The following is an 18219-nucleotide window of genomic DNA, read 5'->3' on the forward strand; positions in this document are numbered from 1 at the left end:
CATGTCAGCATTGCTCTTCATGACCGGTCACCCGGAAGTCGGTACGGCGACTCTGCGCCACAATCCGCTCAATGCGGTGACGGCGACCGTCGAGCGCATCACGTACGCCGACGGCCGCACCGCCGTACGCAAGCAGCTCCAGAGCACGGCCGACTCGACCGGTCCGTGGGCTGCGTCCACCGATCCGCGGCACTGGAACTACTGGCGCCGCGAGCTCGAGGTGTACCGCGACGACGAGCTCCGCGGACGGCTAGCAGACGCCGGGCTGGTGTTGCCCGAGGCGCAGGTCGAGGAGTGGCCGGACGGCGCCGTACTGCTGATGGAAGACATCGGCGGCACGTCCGGCACCCAGTTCAGCCTCGCCGAGCACGCGGCACTCACCCGGGCCTTCGGGCGCTGGCAGGCACAGCCCGCAACCAACAGGCCGTGGACGTCGACAGGATTCCTGCGCGACTACTCGACGACCCGCGAGGTGCCGTGGCAGGTGCTGACCGACGACGCGGCCTGGCGGCAGCCGCTCATCCGCGAGACCTGGCCGAGTCAGCTGCGCCAGGCCTGGACCCAGCTGATGGTTCATCGCGACGCACTGCTCGATCTCGTCGCGAGTCTCCCCCGCGCCACCTGCCACCTGGACTTCTGGGTCTCGAACGTGATCCAGCGCCCGACCGGTGACCTCGCCCTGTTCGACTGGGCGTTCACCGGTGACGGTGCGCTCGGCGAGGACATCGGCAACTACATCCCGGACGCGGTCTTCGACATGTTCTGGCCGGTCGAACGCCTCCCCGAGCTCGCCGAGACCTGCATCGCCAACTACCTCGACGGCCTGCACGAAGCGGGTTGGCGCGGCGATCCCAATCAGGTCCGACTGGCGGTGATGGCGTCCGGGGTCAAGTACGCGTGGCTGCTGCCGGGTCTGCTCGGCCGCGCGTCCGATCCCGCCCACAACGCCTATCACCGCCAGGTCGACAGCCGGCGACTGTTCCACCAGCGCGGTCAGGCGCTGATGTTCGTTGCCGACTGGTGTGCCGAGGCGCTCAGCCGAGCACGACGGTGAAACCACCCGGTACGACGAGCGCCCGCGAAGCGTTGCCCCGGGCAACTAGCTTGCCGGACGGATCGTAGCTGTAGGAATGCTTACCCGAGACACTCACGACGCGAGCGTGCGTGTCCACACTGGCCAGCAACACGGCGTCCCCGATGCGCAGACTGCTGACAGTCGGCAGAAGCAGCAGCGCATCCAGCTGCGCCGTGCCTTGTGCCCTCACGCTGAGAGCGGTGGCTCCGGCTGGAAGAGGGTTGGCAAGCGTCAACGGCAGGAGAGCGCCGGGTGCGGCGGAGATGCCTTGCGGTCCGCAGACGTGTGTGAGCGTGCCAAGCGCTCGCGAGCCTGCGGTCCAGTTCGTGCGAGCCGGTGTCGGACTGTCTACGAGGTTGACGACCGGAAGCACGAGCCGCGGCTGCGATGACGCCGGCACGGTCCACGTCGCCGTACCGTCGAGGGACAGGTAGGAGCCGTTGCTCCATTGGGATTCGCCGGTCCAGGCCGAAGGCGGTGTCACGACCTGTCCGCCGGTGCCGGATTCGGCCTCGACGATCTGCAGGCCGTCGTACGACGGAGTGCCCGTCAGGCGGGCCACGTCCGGGTGGGCGTCGAGGGCGAGCATCGAGAGCTGGCCGTGGATGCTGGACTCGGCCCCGGAGTTGCGGTTGATCGTGCCGTCGCCGGAGATGCCGTCGTACGTGCGACCGGTGCCGGCGTCGTACATGGGCTGGCCGGCGCGGTTGGCACCGAAGTACCAGGCGGCTACGAAGGCGGCGACGTGCTTCAGGCCGACGGACAGTACGCCCTGCAGGCGGGCGTCAACGCCGTACGCGATCTGGGTGCGGTCGATCGGCACCGGCAGCCAGCCGTTGTCGGGACCGCCGGCCGTCATCAGGAGCGGCGTGAAGCCTGCGGCGTCGCCGAGTGCCGGCGCCAGCAGCTTCCGTGAGCCGAGAGCGTGAGAAGCGGCAGCGAGGGCGGAGGGCATCTGCGCGCCCCAAGCGTGCCAGTCGGAGATCGATTCGCCCCACGGCATCAGCGCGCGGAACGGCCACTCGCGCGTGGACCCGGCCGCCATCGCCGCGATGCCGTTCGCGAACTGCGTCAGCGCACGCCGGGCCCGGGGTGAACCGCCCGCTTCCACATAAGCCGACAGTCCGAGAACGGCCTCGCTGGTCGCATCCGCACCGTTGACGATCAGCCAGGCCGGGAGGCGGCGCCCGTCGACCACGTTGTACTGGCCGTAGCGGACCAATACCTGACGTTCCAGCGCGGCGATCGCGAGCTCGAGACGATCGCGCAGGAAGCTAGCGAAAGCACGGTCGGTCTTGCGGAAGACGGCGTACCCCTCCCCCAGCGCCCAGACCGTTCGGGCCAGCCAGTACGACGGGCCGGAGTCGGACGGGTCCGGGAGCTCGACGGGGTCGGCGCTCGGGTTCAGCGTGCCGTCCGGCTGCATCCAGAGGACGACGTTGCCGCTCCCAGACTGAAGGAACGTGAGACTGCGCAGAAGCCCACGGGCCGCGTCCAGCGACGCCGTCTCGTGGAACTGCTTCCAGTGCCGCAGGTAGACGACGGCGGCCCGGGCGATGTCGTCGGCGTTGAACGCACCCTGCGCATAGGTGTTCGTCGAAGCGTCACAGCTGCCCCCGCCGATGCGCTTGTACGAGCCGTCCGGCTGGCGGTCGGCGTACGTCCAGAGCACGCCGACCGGACCGCTGCCGAAGGTGGTGTGACCGGGAGTTGCCGGAGGGGTGACGGACGCGCGGAGGAAGTCGAGGTGCGCGAGGTTGGAGAGGCGGCCGGATGTTGCTGAGGCGGGGAGCGTGACGCTTGAGGCGGCGGCTACTGCGATGGCTCCGCCGATGACGGTGCGGCGGGTCGGGTTCATGGCAGACGGTCCAATCTGGCCACGCCGATGGCGGCGTCGGCCATACCGTAGAAGACGTACTGGGTGCCGTTGACCTGCTCGATCGCAGTCGGGAAGACGACGTTGCCGACCGTGCCGATCTTCTCCTCGTCGGTCTCGGGGACCATGAGGGGTTCGGTGGTACGGGTGATGACGCGGGTGACGTCCTCCGCGTCGAGGATGAGCGCACCGGCGGCGTAGCAGACCTTCTGCGTGGTCGGGTCGAAGCCTTCCGGCTGCTCGCCGGTCACGCCGTGGTGGATCACGAGCCAGCCCTCGGGGATCCGCAGCGGTGCCGGTCCGGCGCCGATCTTCAGCTCCTCGAACGGGTACTCCGACATCGCGACCAGCCGGTGATTACGCAGGTGAACGAGGTTCCGCAGGTCGGCCTCGACGGCTGCCACGGGCACGAACGAGACCCAGATCCCCGGCCGGTCATCGGTCACACCGGCGGGCAGATGCACGCCTTCGCCTTCACGGAACCAGCCGAGGTCCCACATCGGCCGATGCAGCATCGCGTACGACGGTTCGCCGTCGGGGCCGGGCACTGGCTCGGGGAAGAAGACCGTGTCCTTGTTGGGGAACAGGTTCAGGTCCGTGTCGAGATCGGGCTGGTACTCGAAGTGCAGCGGACCGAGGCGGCGCCAGTCCCGCAGGTCCGACGAGACCGCGAGCGCGGGCTTGGGGCCGAGCGGGCCGTAGGCGACGTACGTCATCACGTGGAGGCCGAGGGACGGGATGAAGGTGACGCGCGGGTCTTCGACGCCGGCGTTGTTCTTGCCTCGCTCCCAGCCTTCGTCCGGCGCGAGGACCACACCCTCGCGTTCGACGCCTACCGGCACCCCGTCCTCGAGCTCGACGCGAGCCAGGCCGACACGGGAGATGTTGCCAGTAGCAACCAGACGGGGAAGCAGGTAGAGCGCACCGTCCGGAGTGTGTCCGGTCGCCGGGTTCAGCACGCCCTCGGCCTCGAGCTCGTTGCCCGGCTCGGCGGTCATGAGCACGCCGACGCGAGTGAGGGTGTAGGGAACAGTCACGAGAAGCCTTTCTAGCCTTTGACGCCGGACGAGATGTTCGTCGAGATGAACCGGCGCTGGAAGATGATGAACAAGGTGACCGCCGGCGCCGCGAGCACACACGCCCCGGCCAGCACCGCACCGAACGGGTTGGCCGCCCGCGCCGACACCGTGGTCAGGTAGTTGGACAGCGAAACCGCCAACGGCTGCAGGTCCTGTTGTTTGGTGATCAGGAACGGCCACAGGAACTCGTTCCACGGCCCGATGAACGTGAGCAGTACGCCGGTCAGCAACGCCGGCCGAACGAGCGGTACGGCGACACGCCACAGGATGCTCAACTCGGACGCACCGTCGATCCGGGCCGCATCGAACAGCTCGGCCGGCAGCTGCAGGAAGTACTGCCGGAACACGAAGACCGCGGTCGAGTTGATCAGGAACGGCAGGATCATCCCCATGTACGAGTCGGCGAGGCCGTAGCTGCGGACAATCAGCACATAGAGCGGAATCGTCAGCAGCTGGAACGGTACGACCTGGATCAGCAGCATCAGGTTGAAGACGAGCCCACGCCCGCGGAACTGCAACCGTGCCAACGCATAGCCCGCGAGCACTCCGAAGACGAGCGTTCCGAGGATCACGCCGCCGGTGAAGATGCCGGAGTTGATCAGGGACCGGCCGAGATGGATCGACTTGTTGATCTCGCTGTAGTTGTGCAGCGTGAGGTTGTCAGGGTTCGGCACTGCGCCGGCCACCGACGGGTCCGGCTCGGTCTGCAGCGAGCCGATCAGCATGTAGTAGAAGGGAAACAGGAACACGAAGGCGCCGGCGAGCAGCCCGACGAACTTGAGCTTCATCAGTCCTCCTCCCTCCCGACGAATCGCCGTTCGATCAGTGCAAGCAGCAGTACGCCGATCACCAGCAGCACTCCGATCGCGGACCCCACGTCCGGGTTGCCTTGCTCGATGCCGCGCTGGTACATGATCAGAACCGGCGAGGCAGATGCTCCGTCCGGTCCGCCGCCTCCGGTCAACAGATAGGGCTCGGTGAAGAGGTTCGCGCCGGTCACCGTCGCGAGCAACACGACCAAGGTGGTCGCCGGCCGCACACCGGGCACCGTCACGTTGAGGAACGACTTCCAACGACCGGCGCCGTCCATCGACGCCGCTTCGTACAGGTCCTTGGACACGTTCTGCAGCGCGGCCAGATACAGCAGGATGAAGAAGCCGAGCTGTTTCCAGGTGACGTAGATCGCGACCGTCGGCATCGCGAGCTTGGAGTTCACCAGCCAGGACGGATCCGGTGCGAGCGGTCCGAGGATCGAGTTGACCAGGCCGTTGGAGTTGAACAGGAACAGCCAGACTCCGACGACGGCGACGCTCGCGGTCACGTACGGGACGTAGTACGAGACCCGGAAGAACGTGCGCCAGCGGATCGCCGCGTTCAGCGCGTTCGCCAGTCCGAGCGACAGGATGACGGTGAGCGGGACGTTGATGACCAGGAAGATCAGCACGTTCAGGAACGCCCGCCGGACCGCGGGATCCGACAACACTGCGACGTAGTTGTCGAACCCCACGAACGGGCGGTCCACGATCGCGCCCGGCGCCGCGAAGAAGTAGTCGTGGAACGACATGTACACGGCGAACCCGAGCGGATACGCGAACACCGCGGCCAGGAACACGACGTACGGCGTCACGAACGCCGAGCCGATCGGATGCTCACCCATCACGCGGGTGAGCGGTCCGCGCCTCATGATTGTTTGACGAGCTGATCGACCTTCTGTGCGGCCTCGTCCAATGCCTGACTTGGGTCTTGCTGACCGAAGATGACCGACTTGGAGTAGGCGTCGCGGAAGGCCTGCCAGATCGTGATCGAGTTCGGCACGTTCGGCACCTCGACCGTGCGCGAGGCCTGGTCGGCGAACACCTTGTAGTCGGGGTTCTTGGTGAAGTAGTCCGCGTACGTCGAGGACACGTCCTTGCGCAGCGGCATCTGCCCGGTCGCGGTGAGGAACTTGCCGTCCTGCTCCTGGCTGGTCGCGAACTTCAGCACATCCCACGCCGTCCCGCGGTTCTTGCACGCGGAGTACATCGCGACGTTCTTCGCATCGCTGAAGGTGTGGATCTCGTTGGCCGGCTTACCGGACGAGGTCGGAACGGGTACGACGCCCCAGTCGACCTTGCCCTTGTACGTCGCGATCGCCCACGGACCGACCACGGCCATCGCCGACGTCCCGTCGACGAACGCATCCCCGGTGTACTTCTCCGGCGAGGCCAGCTTGTCCTGATACATCGTCCGCCAGAACGTAGCAACTTTCTTGCCCTCGTCCGACGCGAACGTCGACTTGCCATCGGCAACCAACTGCTTGCCGCCGCTCTCAGCGGCGTACAGCGGGTAGAAGTCGAACCAGGACTGGTAGAACTCGTTGCTCGGCGCCGGGTAGATCGCCACCTTCGCGGCCTTTGCCGCGACCACCTTGCGCGACGTCGCGAGGAACTCGTCGTACGTCTTCAGCGGCGGGTTGGCGGTGTCGATCCCCGCCTTCGCGAACGCCTTCTTGTTGTAGAAGATCATCACCGGGTTCGACTTCCACGGCAGCTGGTAGTACTTGCCGTCGGCCGACTTGTACTGCTGCGCGATGTCTCCGGACCGGTCCTCGATGTAGGACTTGCCATCGGAGAAGCTGTCGAGCGGCACCAGACCGCCCTGCTTCTGGAACTGCGACACCGACGCCGGCGAGGTGTTGAAGATCAGGCATGGCGCATTTCCCGCGGTGATCGCCGCGCCGATGACCTCCTCGGAGCTCTTGCCGGTCGGAATCTCCTGCGCGGTGATCTTCTGATCCGCGTGCTGGGCGTTCCAGGCCGTGACCATTTGCTTGCCCCAGGCCACTTCTTCGGCGTTGTTCGAGTACCAGATCGTGATCGGTCCACGTGCCTTGGCCGCGGCGTCGGCGTCACCAGAGCCGCCGCCACTGTCGCCACACGCGACGAGCGAGCCGGCCATGACCACGGCCAGCAGTCCAGCTTGCAACTTCATGTTTCCTCCAGGGGACTACGCAGGGGGCGAGGCGGTGGAGCCGCGTACGACGAGCTGCGCGGGCGGGAGCTCGGTGTCAGGTACGTCGGCGGCACCGTCGACGAGCTGGTTGAGAGTGAGGGCCGCTGCCTCGCCGAAGCGGTACGGGTCGGCGCGGACAGTGGTCAGACCGGGATGGACGTACTCGGCGAGCTCGCTGTCGTCGAAGCCGGCGATGCTCAGGTCGTCCGGCACGGTCAGGCCGGCGGCCTGCGCGGCACCGAGACCGGCGATCGCCATCCGGTCGTTGGCGTAGAAGATCGCGGTCGGCGGCTCCGGGAGCGCGAGCAGCCGGCGCGTGGCCTCGATCCCACCGGCGGCAGTGAAGTCACCGGTCTCGGTCAACGGCTCGAGGCCGGCCGCAGTCAAGGTCTCGACGAAGGCTGTCGCCCGGGCGGTCGCGTGCACGAAAGCAGACGGCCCGGCGACCTGGGCGATCCGGGTGTGGCCGAGCTCGACCAGGTGCTCGACGACGGCGCGAGTTCCGGGCCGGTCGTCCAGGATGACCGCCGGGAACGGCGACTCCCCGTCAGGCCGGTTCAGCGTGACCGCGGGGAGACCGAGCTCGACCAGCAGGTCGATCCGCGGATCGTCGTGCCGGAGGTCCGACAGGAACACTCCGTCGACCCGAGCATCCTGCGCCAGCCGCCGGTACCCGTCCTCCTCGGACTCGCCGGCCATGACGACCTGCAGCACCAGCGCCTGACCACGCGTCGACAGGACGCTCTCGACCCCCGCGATGAACGCGGGGAAGAACGGGTCCGACGACAGCACGGCTGGGTCCCGCGTGATCACCAGGCCGAGCGCGAACGCCTTCGAGACGGACAGCGACCGGGCCCGGTTGCTGGGCCGCCAGCCGAGCTCGTCGGCGGCCGCGAGGATCTTGTCAACGGTTGCCTGCGCCAGCCCGGGCCGCCCGTTGAGCGCGAACGACACCGATCCCTTCGACACGCCGGCCCGGCGAGCCACATCCGCGATCGTCGGCCGCTTGCTCACTCGATCCTCCATTTAAACCGGTTTAAACAGAACTTAAACCGGTTTAAATCCATCCGTCAAGGCATGGGCTCAGACTGCGAGGATCGTGCTGACCGCACCCAGTTCGCGGAGCTGGCGCAGTCCCCGCGCTCGCGCCGTACGGTCGGGAGCGGTCGCCAGCACCACCGCCTGTTCGTACCGCTCACCGAGGCGCCCCCACGCATCGGCGGCCTTCTCCCAGTCGCCGGCCAGCGTCGGTGCCCACGGCCCGGGCGCGTCGATCGGAGCCGGTACGTCGATCCCGGCGCGGCGCAGATACGCAGCCAGCTCGGCGTGCACAGATCGGTGTCCGGTGGCCAGCGCGAGCGCCCGCCGTACCTCATCGGTGAGTGAACCGAGCGAGCCGTCCAGCCAGCCGAGCTCGGCCTGCGCCACGGCCAGTCGCGTCACCACGAAGCTGTCGTCCGCAAATGCCTCGTCGGCCAGAGCGGTCGCGAGGACCTCACCGGCCTCCGGGTCGCCGCGCCGCGCGAGCAGCCGGGCGAGGAGGCTCCGAGCGAGCGCCGCCATCGCGCCTGGTTCGCCCGGCGTGTCCAGCAGGTCTCGAAGCTCGGCGATGGCGCGGTCCCAGTTCCCGCGGCTCCCCTGCACCGCCGCCGTGGTGAGGCGCAAGCGGTACTGCCCCGCGAAGAACTCCCCGTCGGCCGCAGCCCGGAGTCCACCGGCGACGTACTTCTCGGCGTCGTCCAGGCGGCCACTGCGATAGGCGCCGCCCGCCGCGTTGACGTAGCACCGCACGAGCGTCTCGGTCCTGCTGTCCGCGCCGGCCAGCGAGATGGCGAGCTGCAGGTCCGCCTCGCCGCGCGGGTCTCCGCGCGCCAGGCGGGCATCGCCGAGATAGCAACTGGCCTGTGCCTCCAGTTCGGGCCGGCCGAGACGCTGCCCGAGCTGCAGCGCCCGCTCGGCCGCCGCCTCTGCGCGCTCGCTGGGCTCAGCGACAATGCTGACCGTCGCCAGGTTGCTGTGCGCGCGGCCCACCTCGATCAGCGCGGCGGCGAGCCGGGCATCGTCACCGAGCGGTTCGAGTACCTCGACGGCCTGGTCCGCCGCCTGCCTCCCGCGCATCGGACCACGCGCGAACATCGCCACGCGGGCGAGCACCAGCAACGCCTCGGCCCGCAGTACCGGATCGCCGGCTTCCGCGGCAGCCCGGACGGCCGCCTCGGCGGATTCCAGCCCGGCCGCGAACCTGTTGACGACGTACAAGGAGTAAGCCCGCCGGGTGAGCAGCTCGGCCGCAAGGCGCGGGGCGAGCAGCTCACGATGCCGCAGTACGACGTCCAGTACGCCGACCGCCTGCCGATGCGCGCCGAGCCGCGCGGCCTCGCGCGCCGCCTCCGGACCGTACTCGAGGATGACGTCGATCCGGCCGGACCGCTCGGCGTGGTGCACCAACCGGGACGGCTCCACCTCAGGACGCCCGAGGAGTACGTCGACCACTTCCTTGTTGGCCTGGATCCGCTCCCCGGCGGTCAGCGCGGACTCGATCGCCTGCCTGGCAAGCTCGTGGCGGAAGGCAACGGTCGCGTCGGTCCCGGTCACGATCCCCGACCGCTCGACCTCGAGCAGCACGCCGTGATCCGCGAGGTTCTCGGCCAGCCATCGCTCGGCCCGGGTCGGGATGACGGACAACCGTTCAACCAGCGTCCGCGCCGGAACCGACAACGTGCCCAGCCGCGCGAGAACGGCGTCGAGGACGGTGTGCGGTACGCCGGTTCCGCCGCCGGCGAGCACTTCCGTGACGAAGAACGGATTCCCCTGCGTCACGCGGTGAATCTCAACAGCCTCGCCCGGAGCCACGGCCCCAAGTCGCCGTACGGCCTCCACGCTCAGCGGCGGCAGGAGCACTCGCTTGACCGACGGACCGGTGAGACTGCCGAGCAACTGCCGGAGCGGATGACCGGCATCGATCCCGGTATCGCGGAACGTCAGCACCAGCACCGCGGGGATGCCCGGGAACCTGCGCGCGAGGAAGCGGATCGCGTCCAGGGTGGCGTCGTCGGCCCAGTGGATGTCTTCGACCACCACGACCGACGGACGCTCGGAGAACACCCGCAACAGGGCAGCCGGCCGATCGCCGGACAGCGCCGCCGCCAGCTCGGCATCGTTCTCGGCCATATCGCGGAACGGCCCGAGACTGCGCGGCGCGAGCAGGTCGTCGCACCCGCCAACAGCCACCCGGATCGCCGGGCTCAGCCCGTCGAGGAAGGCACGAACCAGAGCAGACTTCCCCGCACCCGCCTCACCCGAGACCAGTACGACGACACCACGCCCCTCGTCGACGGCCAGATCGCACGCCGCACCGAGCTGCGCCAACTCCGCGTCGCGCTCGACCAAGTGCGTCCGACCCGCCGCCCGCGGCGCTGCGGCGACCGGGGAAGGCTGCGGTCCAGGATCGACGGCCAGCAAGCGATCACGGAGTACGACGGCTTCGGGCCCTGGCGCCAGACCGAGCTCGGTGTGCAGGACTCGTTCCATCCGGGCGTAGCGCCGCAGCCCGTTCGTGCGATCTCCGGCGACGACAGATTCGCGGAGGAGTTCGACATGTGCCTCTTCGTTCGCGGGGTCCAGCGCCAGGAGCTCCTCCCATCGACCGGCGCAACGGAGCAGTCGCAGGACCCGGAGACGCAGACGCTCGCGGGGTTCGTCCAGCCACGGCTCGGACAGGTCGTCGGGCAGCAGCTCACCGGCCAGCTTCAATGCCTCGGCGCAGGATTCGAGTACGGGCGGTTCGGCGGCGAGGGCCTCCTCGGCCGCCGCTTCGAAGCTGGTCGCGTCGACCTCGAGCCGCGCGCCCGGGAACAGCGCGATCACCTCGCCCTTCAGTACGACGGCATCCCGATCGCCGAGAACACCGCGGGCATAGTGCGCGGCCTTGTGCAGCCGGGGCAGTGCGACGTCCAGCGTGAGCTCCGGCCACAGGGCGTCGACGACCCGGTCCCGGTGGAGCCGGCCGTCAGGCGCAAGGGCCAGCAGTTTGACCAGCGCGGCCGCACCCCGCCGGGTCCACCGGTCCGCGGTGATCGGCGCACCGTTCACGACGACGACGAAGCCGCCCAGCAGCTGCACGCTGACCTGCACATCTCGGATCGTAGGCGTCAGCGGAATCCCCTTCTACAGCGCGAACTGCGCGACCTCGGCTTTCATCGCCGAGCTGACCTTCCGTAACAACACGCGCGCCTCGTCGAGACTCCACGCGTACGACGCAACCGACTCGGTCACCTCGAACAGCGCGGTCGAGAGCTCATCGCGAGTGGCCTGGTACTTCGCCAGCGCCGCGGACTCAGGTCCCGCTCCGGTCAAGGCGTCGCTGAGCAGCTCGGCGTCGCGCAGGGCGTCGGTCATTCCGTGCGTGGTGATCGGGTCCTTGTAGTAGCCCGCGTCCCCGACCAGCGCCCAGCCCGGTCCCCATGCCTGCCGGAAGAATCCAGCTGCGCCGGCCCAGCCGTGCATCCGATCCACTGGCGTCGCCGGGATCAGCAGGTCGGTCAAGCTCGGCGCCATGTCCGCGAGCAGGGTCGCGAAGGCCTGCTCGGTCCCGCCGCGGCGCAGCGATCGCATCCGCTCCGGCGTTGTGGCGACGAAGACGCAGGTCGCCCCGTCGGTCGTGGGCAGCAGCCCTGCGCCCCCGCCCGGTGCGTACGCCCACTCGTAGCCTGTCGACTCCACGCCGGCGTAGTACCGGTAGAGGACTGCGCTGCGGGATCGACCCCGGCGTACGACGGGAGCGCCGGTCGCCGATGCGATGGTCGATCGAATTCCGTCGGCGCCGATCGTGATCCCAGCGGTGAGCTCCGAACCGTCCCGCGTGCGAACGCCGGTGACCCGGCCGCCGTCGTCGCGAAGCAACGAGGTGACGACCATTCCGTGCCGGACCTCCACTCCCGCCTCGGCCGCGGCATCGACGAGGACCCGATCGAGGAGTTGACGACGTGGTGCGTACAGAGCCCGGATCGGCACCTGCTCTGGCTCGCGGTCGCTGTAGTGGAACGTCGTACACCGGATCGGTGGCGTGCCTGTGAGCCGGTCGAGCAAGCCCCACCGCGACAACTGCATCACGCCGGTGCGCATCAGGCCGTGGGTCGAGACGGTGTCGCTGCCATAGGCGGACCGCTCGACCAGAGCGACCCTGGCGCCGGCTCGCGCCAGCAGCATCGCGGTCGACGCGCCCGCAACCCGACCGCCCACGACGAGTACGTCGTACTGCGCGCTCATGCGGCCGGCTCCGCCCTGCACGCCAGCAGGTGCTGTACGACGTACGCCGCGTCATGACGGGCTCCGTCGATGAACGCCGAGTCGCGTCGATGCTGGAACCGCTGGCCGACGACGTACACACCAGGTGCTGCGCTGATGCCGCGAACCTGCTGGATCTGACCGTCCGGACCCGTGATCGGCAACTGGAGCCAGGGGTATTCGGGTCGGTAGCCGGTGGCGACGAGCACAGTGCTGATACCTGCCCGGTGCAGATCCACACTGCTCGGGATCGTCGGCGGCACCAGCGCAGGTGGCCGTCCCTCACGTGAGTCATCGAATGAGTCGAGCAGGCGGTACATGCGCACATCGGCTGCGGCAGCCGTCTCGGCGAGGTCCGGCCGGAAGCGTGCCCGGCTCCCGTCCATCCCGTCGAAGCGGCCGAGCAGCCGGACGCCGTCGGCCTGAAGCGTCACCAGGTCGAGCTCCCCGGCTCGGCCGGCCAGCTGCATCGACGGTTCACGCCGAGCCGACGCCGGATCACGAACCTCGTCGATGGTGCGGGCCAGCCGCCCGGTCCGCTCCAGCCACCAGAAGACATCCTTGCCGCGGTACGAGCGCGGTACTCGGGTATGCCGGCCGACCGACAGATACACCTCACGGCCGGCCCGGTTGAGCTCGTCGGCGATCTGTACGCCGGAAGCCGAGGCCCCGATCACCAGAACACCTCCCGGCGCGAGCTGCGCCGGGTTGCGGTAGGTGGCGGCGGTGACGACCTCACGCAGCCCGGCCGGTACCCGGGGGACTCCCGGTCCGGTCGCGATGACGACGTGCCGGCTGCGCCAGGTGCCTCGGTCCGTGACCAGCCGATACGCACCGCACCCTGCAGCGGACAGCTCGAGCACCGTGGCGCCGGAGACGACTGGCGCGCCGAACGACTCCGCGTACAGCTCCAGGTGCCGGACGAATCGACCGGCCGGCAGGAACCCGTCGATGTCCGGCCCCTGGTAGTTCCAGTCCGGGAGGCGCATCATCCAGTTCGGCGAGAGCAGCCGCAGCGAGTCCCAGCGCGCACTGCGCCAACTCTCGCCGATCCGGCCGCGGTCGATGACCGCGTGATCGCGACCCGCCCGGGTCAGCAGCCGGCTGACAGCCAGACCGGCATGGCCGGCGCCGATCACAACGGTGTCGATGGTGGTCATCCCGGTCCCCCTCGGCTCGTACGGCGTTGGTCAGGGGCAGGTGACGTCGATGGCGACGGGCGTCGCGTTGACGAGGACGTCGTACACGGCGGACCGGCGCCGGGACTGCTCGACGATGCCGCGCAGGGTCTCCTCGTCCGCGTCACCCTCGATCGAGAACGCGACCCGGATCTGCTCGTAGCCGTTGCGGACCGAGCCGTCGGACAGCCCGAGGATCCCGAGCAGGTCGATGTCGCCGGTGACGGTCGAGGTGACCTTCGTGAGCTCGACACCCCGCGCGGCGGCGATGTTGGCGACGCCGGCCGTCATGCAGGCGGCGATCGCATGCAGCAGGTACTCCACCGGCGTCGGCCCGTGGTCCGTGCCGACGAGGACCTCGGGGTGGTCGAACTCGACCACGGTGTCGGACTTGTGCCGCAGCTCCTGCATGGCGCCGAAGAAGTCCGACGCGGTGGAGCGGCTGTGCGTCCCGGACACCCAGGTGTTGCTGGCCCGGAACTGGAACTTGGCGATCTCGTTCTGGGCCTTGACGGCGTCGATCGTCGCGAACAGCGTTGCAGTGTCGACGCCGTTGCGGCGCGGACTCTCGGTTGCGGTGGTCATGGTCCCCTCCTCGGTGAGTGGTGTCTGCCGAGGACGGTAGGAGGGCGACCTTCCCTGGCTCTTCCCTCGCCCTTCCCATGCGCAGTGCCGCACTATCAGGCGGAATTCGCGCACTTGTTTGCAAGTTTCCCTTGACCGCACGGTCATCTCGTCGCTTAACTGGTTCGGCAGTGACGCACCCAGCCGGTAGCAGGCCGAGGGCCTGAAGTCCGGTTTTCCGGCGCCAGGGTTCAGGTGAGGCCCGAGGCGGGGTCGCGTCCCCGGGACCGATGGAGCAAATCGTGTCCAGACTCTCTCGCCGCCTCCTCGCCGGCATGGCGGCCACCGCCCTAGCAGTCACCGCAACCGTCCTCACCCGGACCTCCGCCGACGCGGCCGTCACCCTGCCGCCGACGCACGCCAAGTTCGACTACCAGATCGGCGGGGCCTACACGCCGCCCGCCGGCGTCCAGGTGGTCACCCGCGACCGGACCGCCGCACCGGCGGCCGGGCTCTACAACATCTGCTACGTCAACGCCTTCCAGGTCCAACCCGGCGAACAAGGACAGTGGGATTCCGACCTGCTGCTCCGCGATGCCAAGGGCAGACTCGTGATCGACCAGGACTGGGGCGAACCGCTGCTCGACTTCCGTACGGCGGACAAGCGGAACCGGATCGCGGCCAAGGTCAACGGCTGGATCGACGGCTGTGCCGCGAAGGGGTACCAGGCGATCGAGCCGGACAACTACGACAGCTACACGCGCTCGAAGAAGCTGCTCACGGCGGCCAACGCGAAGGCGTACCTGACGCTGCTCGCCACGCATGCGCACTCGAAGAACCTGGCCATCGCGCAGAAGAACACGGTCGAGCTGGCCGGTTCCCGGCAGGCGGTCGGCCTGGACTTCGCGGTCGCCGAGGAGTGCGGCCAGTACGACGAGTGCGGCGACTACGTCGATGCCTTTGGCAACAACGTGATCGTGATCGAGTACACCAACAGCGGCCGCGCCACGGCCTGCTCGCAGTACGGCGGGACGTTGACGATCGTGCAGCGCGACGTCGACGTCTCGACTCCGGGTCAGCCCGGATACGTCCGTAAGACCTGCTGAATCCCTCCTCCATCGCTCTGGAGACCCTCATGCATGCTCGAAACCTGTCCCGCCGCGACGTCCTCCGGGCCGCGGCCGCCGCCACCCTGGCCGGCTCCCTCGCCGCGTGCGGCAAGAACGACGACGAGGGAGCCGACGCGAACGGCGTCGTCACGCTCGACCTCTGGCACGGTCAGGTCGACACCGGCAAGGCCGCGATCGACTCCTTGATCACCGCGTTCAACAGCAGTCACCCGAAGATCAAGGTGGTCGGCGGCGGTGGTGGGGTCACCGCGGACAGCATGCTGCAGAAGGTCACCGCCGGTCTGGCGGCGGGGTCCTACCCGGATATCGCGTACATCTTCGGGTCGGACCTCGCCAGCCTGACCAAGAGCCCGAAGGTCGCCGACCTCACCGGCCAGCTGAAGATCGACGACTACTGGCCGGCCGCGAAGGACGCGGTCAGCGTGAAGGGCAAGGTCCGGGCCGCGCCGGCCCTGCTCGACTCGCTCTGCGTGGTCTACAACAAGAAACTGTTCGCCGCGGCCGGCGTGGCGGCGCCGAAGGACGGCTGGACCTGGGACGACTTCGTTGCCACCTCGAAGCAACTGACGAACCCGGCGAAGGGCATCTTCGGCACCGGCTGGCCCGGCGTCGGCGACGAGGACACCGTCTGGCGGATCTGGCCGATGATCTGGGATCTCGGCGGCGACGTCGTCAGTGGCGACGGCAAGAAGGTCGGCTTCGACTCGGTCGGCGCACAGGCGCTGGGCACACTGGACAAGCTCCGCACAGACAAGTCGCTGTACGTCGACCCGAAGCCCGGCAGCGAGCAGCTGTACCAGGTCTTCCTCGGCGGACGGATGGGAATGGTTGCCACCGGCCCCTGGCAGCTGCCGGAGCTGAAGGACGCCGGCCTCGACTACGGCGTCGTACCGCTGCCGTCGTACTCCGGGAAGCCGCTGACGATCTCGGGGCCGGACACCTGGACGATCTTCGACAACGGCAAAGCGAAGGTGAAGGCGGCGACCGAGTTCGTCGCCTGGCTGGCTGAGCCGGCGCAGGACATCCAGTGGGACATGAAGGGTGGCAGCCTGCCGATCACGAAGGCCACCGCGGACCTGCCGCAGTGGAAGAAGCATTCGACCGAGACGAACGGGCTGGACGTGTTCGTCAAGGCGCTCGACACCGCGAAGGTGCGGCCGACGATCACGACGTACCCGCAGATCTCGCAGCACGTCGGCGAGGCGATCGCCGCTGTACTGCTCGGGAAGCTGAGCCCGGCGGACGCGTTGAAGCAGGCCGTTGATCAGTGCAACCAGGTACTGGCGGTGCCGAACTGATGGCCAGCGTGGTCGGCACGTTCACGGTCGACCCGCGGAGCCGGGCGGCCGCGAGACGGCGGGCCCGGAACGAAGGGGCGACCGGGTGGGCGTTCGTCAGCCCGTCGGTGGTGATCATCCTCGGGCTCAGTGTCGTACCGGTGTTGTGGTCGTTGCTGTTGTCGTTCCAGGTCAACGATCTGGTGTCGCCGTCGGAGTGGGTCGGGCTGGCCAACTACAAGGCGTTGCTGAAGGATCCGACGTTCGGGTCGGCGGTGTCGCACACGCTCATCTACACGGTTCTGTATGTGCCGTTGAGTGTGGTCGCGGGGTTGGCGATCGCGATCGCGCTGGATCGGAAGATCGCGTTCATCGGGTTGTACCGGACGCTGGTGTTCGTGCCGTTCGTGGTGTCGGCGGCGGCGCAGGGCGTGCTGTTCTCGTTCGTACTCGACCCGGAGTTCGGCGTCGCGAACTCGGTGCTGCACAAGCTCGGGCTGCCGGCGCAGGGATTCTTCAGCGATCCGGGTCAGGCGCTGTACCTGCTGGTCGCGATCTCGTTGTGGAGCGGGACCGGGTTCTGCGTGATCGTCTACCTGGCCGGCCTGCAAGGGGTTTCGAGCGAGCTGGTCGAGGCGGCGCGGATCGACGGCGCCGGACGCTGGGGCGTACTGCGGCACGTCACGCTGCCCGCGTTGACGCCGGTGACGATCTTCCTGGTGCTGTTCCAGACGATCAACGCGTTGCAGGTGTTCGACCTGGTGTTCGTGACCACCAAGGGCGGACCGCTCGGGTCGACGACGGTGATCGTGTACTTCATCTGGGAGAAGGCGTTCAAGACGTTCACGGCCGGCTACAGCGCGGCGGCGGCGTACACCTTGGCGGTTGCGTTGCTGGTGATCGGTGTGGCCTTGCAGATCTACCGGCGGAGGGTGGCTTCCCGATGAAGCGTTTGCCCTTCAGTGCTTGGCATTTCGTCCTCGCGCCGCTGGCGTTACTGTTCGCGTTGCCGTTGATGTGGCTGCTGGTGAGCTCGGTGATGAGCAACGCCGAGATCAACCGGTTCCCGCCGGCGTTGTGGCCGCACGGGATCAACCTCGGCGGGTACCGGTACGTGCTCGGGAACGCGTTGTTCCCGCGGTGGTTCCTGAACTCGTTCATCGTCTCGGCGGTCGCGGTGACGGCGAACCTGGTGCTCGGGTCGCTCGGCGGGTACGCGTTCGCGCGAATCCGGTTCGCCGGGTCGAAGGTCGTGCTCGGGCTGATGCTGGCGACGATGGTGATCCCGTTCCAGCTGACGATGATCCCGACGTTCCTGGTGATGAAGGAGCTCGGGCTGATCGACACGCTCGGCGCGCTGATCGTGCCGTCGCTGGTCACGCCGCTGTCGGTGTTCCTGTTCCGGCAGTTCTTCGTCTCGCTCCCGCGCGAACTCGAGGAGGCGGCGTGGATCGACGGCTGCGGTCGGCTGCGGATCCTGATCTCGATCGTGCTGCCGTTGGCGCGGCCGGCGTTGAGCACGGTCGCCGTCCTGACGTTCCTCGCGACTTGGAACGACCTGACCTGGCCGCTGATCGCGATCAACAGCGACTCGACGTACACCCTCCAGCTCGGCCTGACCACGTTCCAGGGCCAGCACCACACGCAATGGGCCGCGGTGATGGCCGGCAACGTGATCACCGTGCTGCCCGTACTGCTCGGTTTCCTCCTTGCCCAGAAGGCGTTCATCCGCTCTCTGGCCTCCACCGGACTCAAGGGCTGAT

At 68.4% G+C, this 18219-nt stretch carries 15 protein-coding genes; 5 read left to right on the plus strand and 10 right to left on the minus strand.

Annotation, left to right across the window (positions count from 1 at the left end):
* Positions 1–19 precede the first annotated feature (19 nt).
* On the plus strand, positions 20–1054 hold the full coding sequence (locus ACFWUU_RS08145; RefSeq protein WP_380173738.1) for an aminoglycoside phosphotransferase: 1035 nt from the start codon (positions 20–22) through the stop codon (positions 1052–1054).
* Here ACFWUU_RS08145 and ACFWUU_RS08150 read toward each other — a convergent pair.
* From ACFWUU_RS08150 to ACFWUU_RS08195, 10 genes are all read right to left on the minus strand, one after another.
* On the minus strand, positions 1035–2933 hold the full coding sequence (locus ACFWUU_RS08150) for a hypothetical protein (protein WP_380173740.1): 1899 nt from the start codon (positions 2931–2933) through the stop codon (positions 1035–1037). The genes ACFWUU_RS08145 and ACFWUU_RS08150 overlap by 20 nt on opposite strands.
* Entirely contained in the window at positions 2930–3988 is a 1059-nt protein-coding gene (locus ACFWUU_RS08155; protein ID WP_380173742.1) for a glycosidase, read from the minus strand. The genes ACFWUU_RS08150 and ACFWUU_RS08155 overlap by 4 nt, the downstream gene beginning before the upstream one ends.
* A gap of 11 nt (positions 3989–3999) precedes the next feature.
* The gene (locus tag ACFWUU_RS08160) at positions 4000–4818 is read right to left on the minus strand and encodes a carbohydrate ABC transporter permease (protein WP_380173744.1); all 819 of its coding nucleotides are present in this window, start codon (positions 4816–4818) and stop codon (positions 4000–4002) included.
* Positions 4818–5714 (minus strand): carbohydrate ABC transporter permease, encoded by an 897-nt coding sequence (locus ACFWUU_RS08165; RefSeq protein ID WP_380173746.1) that lies wholly within the window; start codon positions 5712–5714, stop codon positions 4818–4820. Before ACFWUU_RS08165 ends, ACFWUU_RS08160 begins: the two co-directional genes overlap by 1 nt.
* A complete protein-coding gene (locus ACFWUU_RS08170) occupies positions 5711–7000 on the minus strand; it encodes an extracellular solute-binding protein (protein ID WP_380173748.1) in 1290 nt (429 codons plus the stop codon). The genes ACFWUU_RS08165 and ACFWUU_RS08170 overlap by 4 nt, the downstream gene beginning before the upstream one ends.
* Positions 7001–7015: 15 nt before the next feature.
* On the minus strand, positions 7016–8035 hold the full coding sequence (locus ACFWUU_RS08175; protein WP_380173750.1) for a LacI family DNA-binding transcriptional regulator: 1020 nt from the start codon (positions 8033–8035) through the stop codon (positions 7016–7018).
* A gap of 69 nt (positions 8036–8104) precedes the next feature.
* On the minus strand, positions 8105–11155 hold the full coding sequence (locus ACFWUU_RS08180) for an ATP-binding protein (protein ID WP_380173752.1): 3051 nt from the start codon (positions 11153–11155) through the stop codon (positions 8105–8107).
* Positions 11156–11188: 33 nt separating this feature from the next.
* Positions 11189–12289, minus strand: a complete 1101-nt coding sequence (locus ACFWUU_RS08185; protein ID WP_380173754.1) for an NAD(P)/FAD-dependent oxidoreductase — start codon at positions 12287–12289, stop codon at positions 11189–11191.
* Positions 12286–13467, minus strand: a complete 1182-nt coding sequence (locus ACFWUU_RS08190) for an NAD(P)-binding domain-containing protein (protein ID WP_380173756.1) — start codon at positions 13465–13467, stop codon at positions 12286–12288. Before ACFWUU_RS08190 ends, ACFWUU_RS08185 begins: the two co-directional genes overlap by 4 nt.
* Before the next feature lie 30 nt (positions 13468–13497).
* Entirely contained in the window at positions 13498–14070 is a 573-nt protein-coding gene (locus ACFWUU_RS08195) for an OsmC family protein (protein ID WP_380173758.1), read from the minus strand.
* A gap of 281 nt (positions 14071–14351) precedes the next feature.
* Between ACFWUU_RS08195 and ACFWUU_RS08200 the strand changes: the two genes are divergently transcribed.
* Genes ACFWUU_RS08200 through ACFWUU_RS08215 form a run of 4 tightly spaced genes read left to right on the plus strand, consistent with a single transcriptional unit; the run spans position 14352 to position 18218 of the window.
* Positions 14352–15155: an endo alpha-1,4 polygalactosaminidase gene (locus ACFWUU_RS08200; RefSeq protein ID WP_380173760.1), complete on the plus strand. Its 804-nt coding sequence runs from the start codon at positions 14352–14354 to the stop codon at positions 15153–15155.
* 29 nt (positions 15156–15184) lie between these two features.
* Positions 15185–16477: an ABC transporter substrate-binding protein gene (locus tag ACFWUU_RS08205; RefSeq protein WP_137253009.1), complete on the plus strand. Its 1293-nt coding sequence runs from the start codon at positions 15185–15187 to the stop codon at positions 16475–16477.
* Positions 16477–17403, plus strand: a complete 927-nt coding sequence (locus ACFWUU_RS08210) for a carbohydrate ABC transporter permease (protein WP_380173762.1) — start codon at positions 16477–16479, stop codon at positions 17401–17403. The genes ACFWUU_RS08205 and ACFWUU_RS08210 overlap by 1 nt, the downstream gene beginning before the upstream one ends.
* Positions 17400–18218: a carbohydrate ABC transporter permease gene (locus ACFWUU_RS08215; RefSeq protein WP_380173764.1), complete on the plus strand. Its 819-nt coding sequence runs from the start codon at positions 17400–17402 to the stop codon at positions 18216–18218. Before ACFWUU_RS08210 ends, ACFWUU_RS08215 begins: the two co-directional genes overlap by 4 nt.
* The last annotated feature ends 1 nt before the right edge of the window (position 18219 follow it).

Origin of the sequence: Kribbella sp. NPDC058693 (assembly GCF_042715335.1) — a bacterium.
Classification (GTDB): Bacteria; Actinomycetota; Actinomycetes; order Propionibacteriales; family Kribbellaceae; genus Kribbella; species Kribbella jiaozuonensis.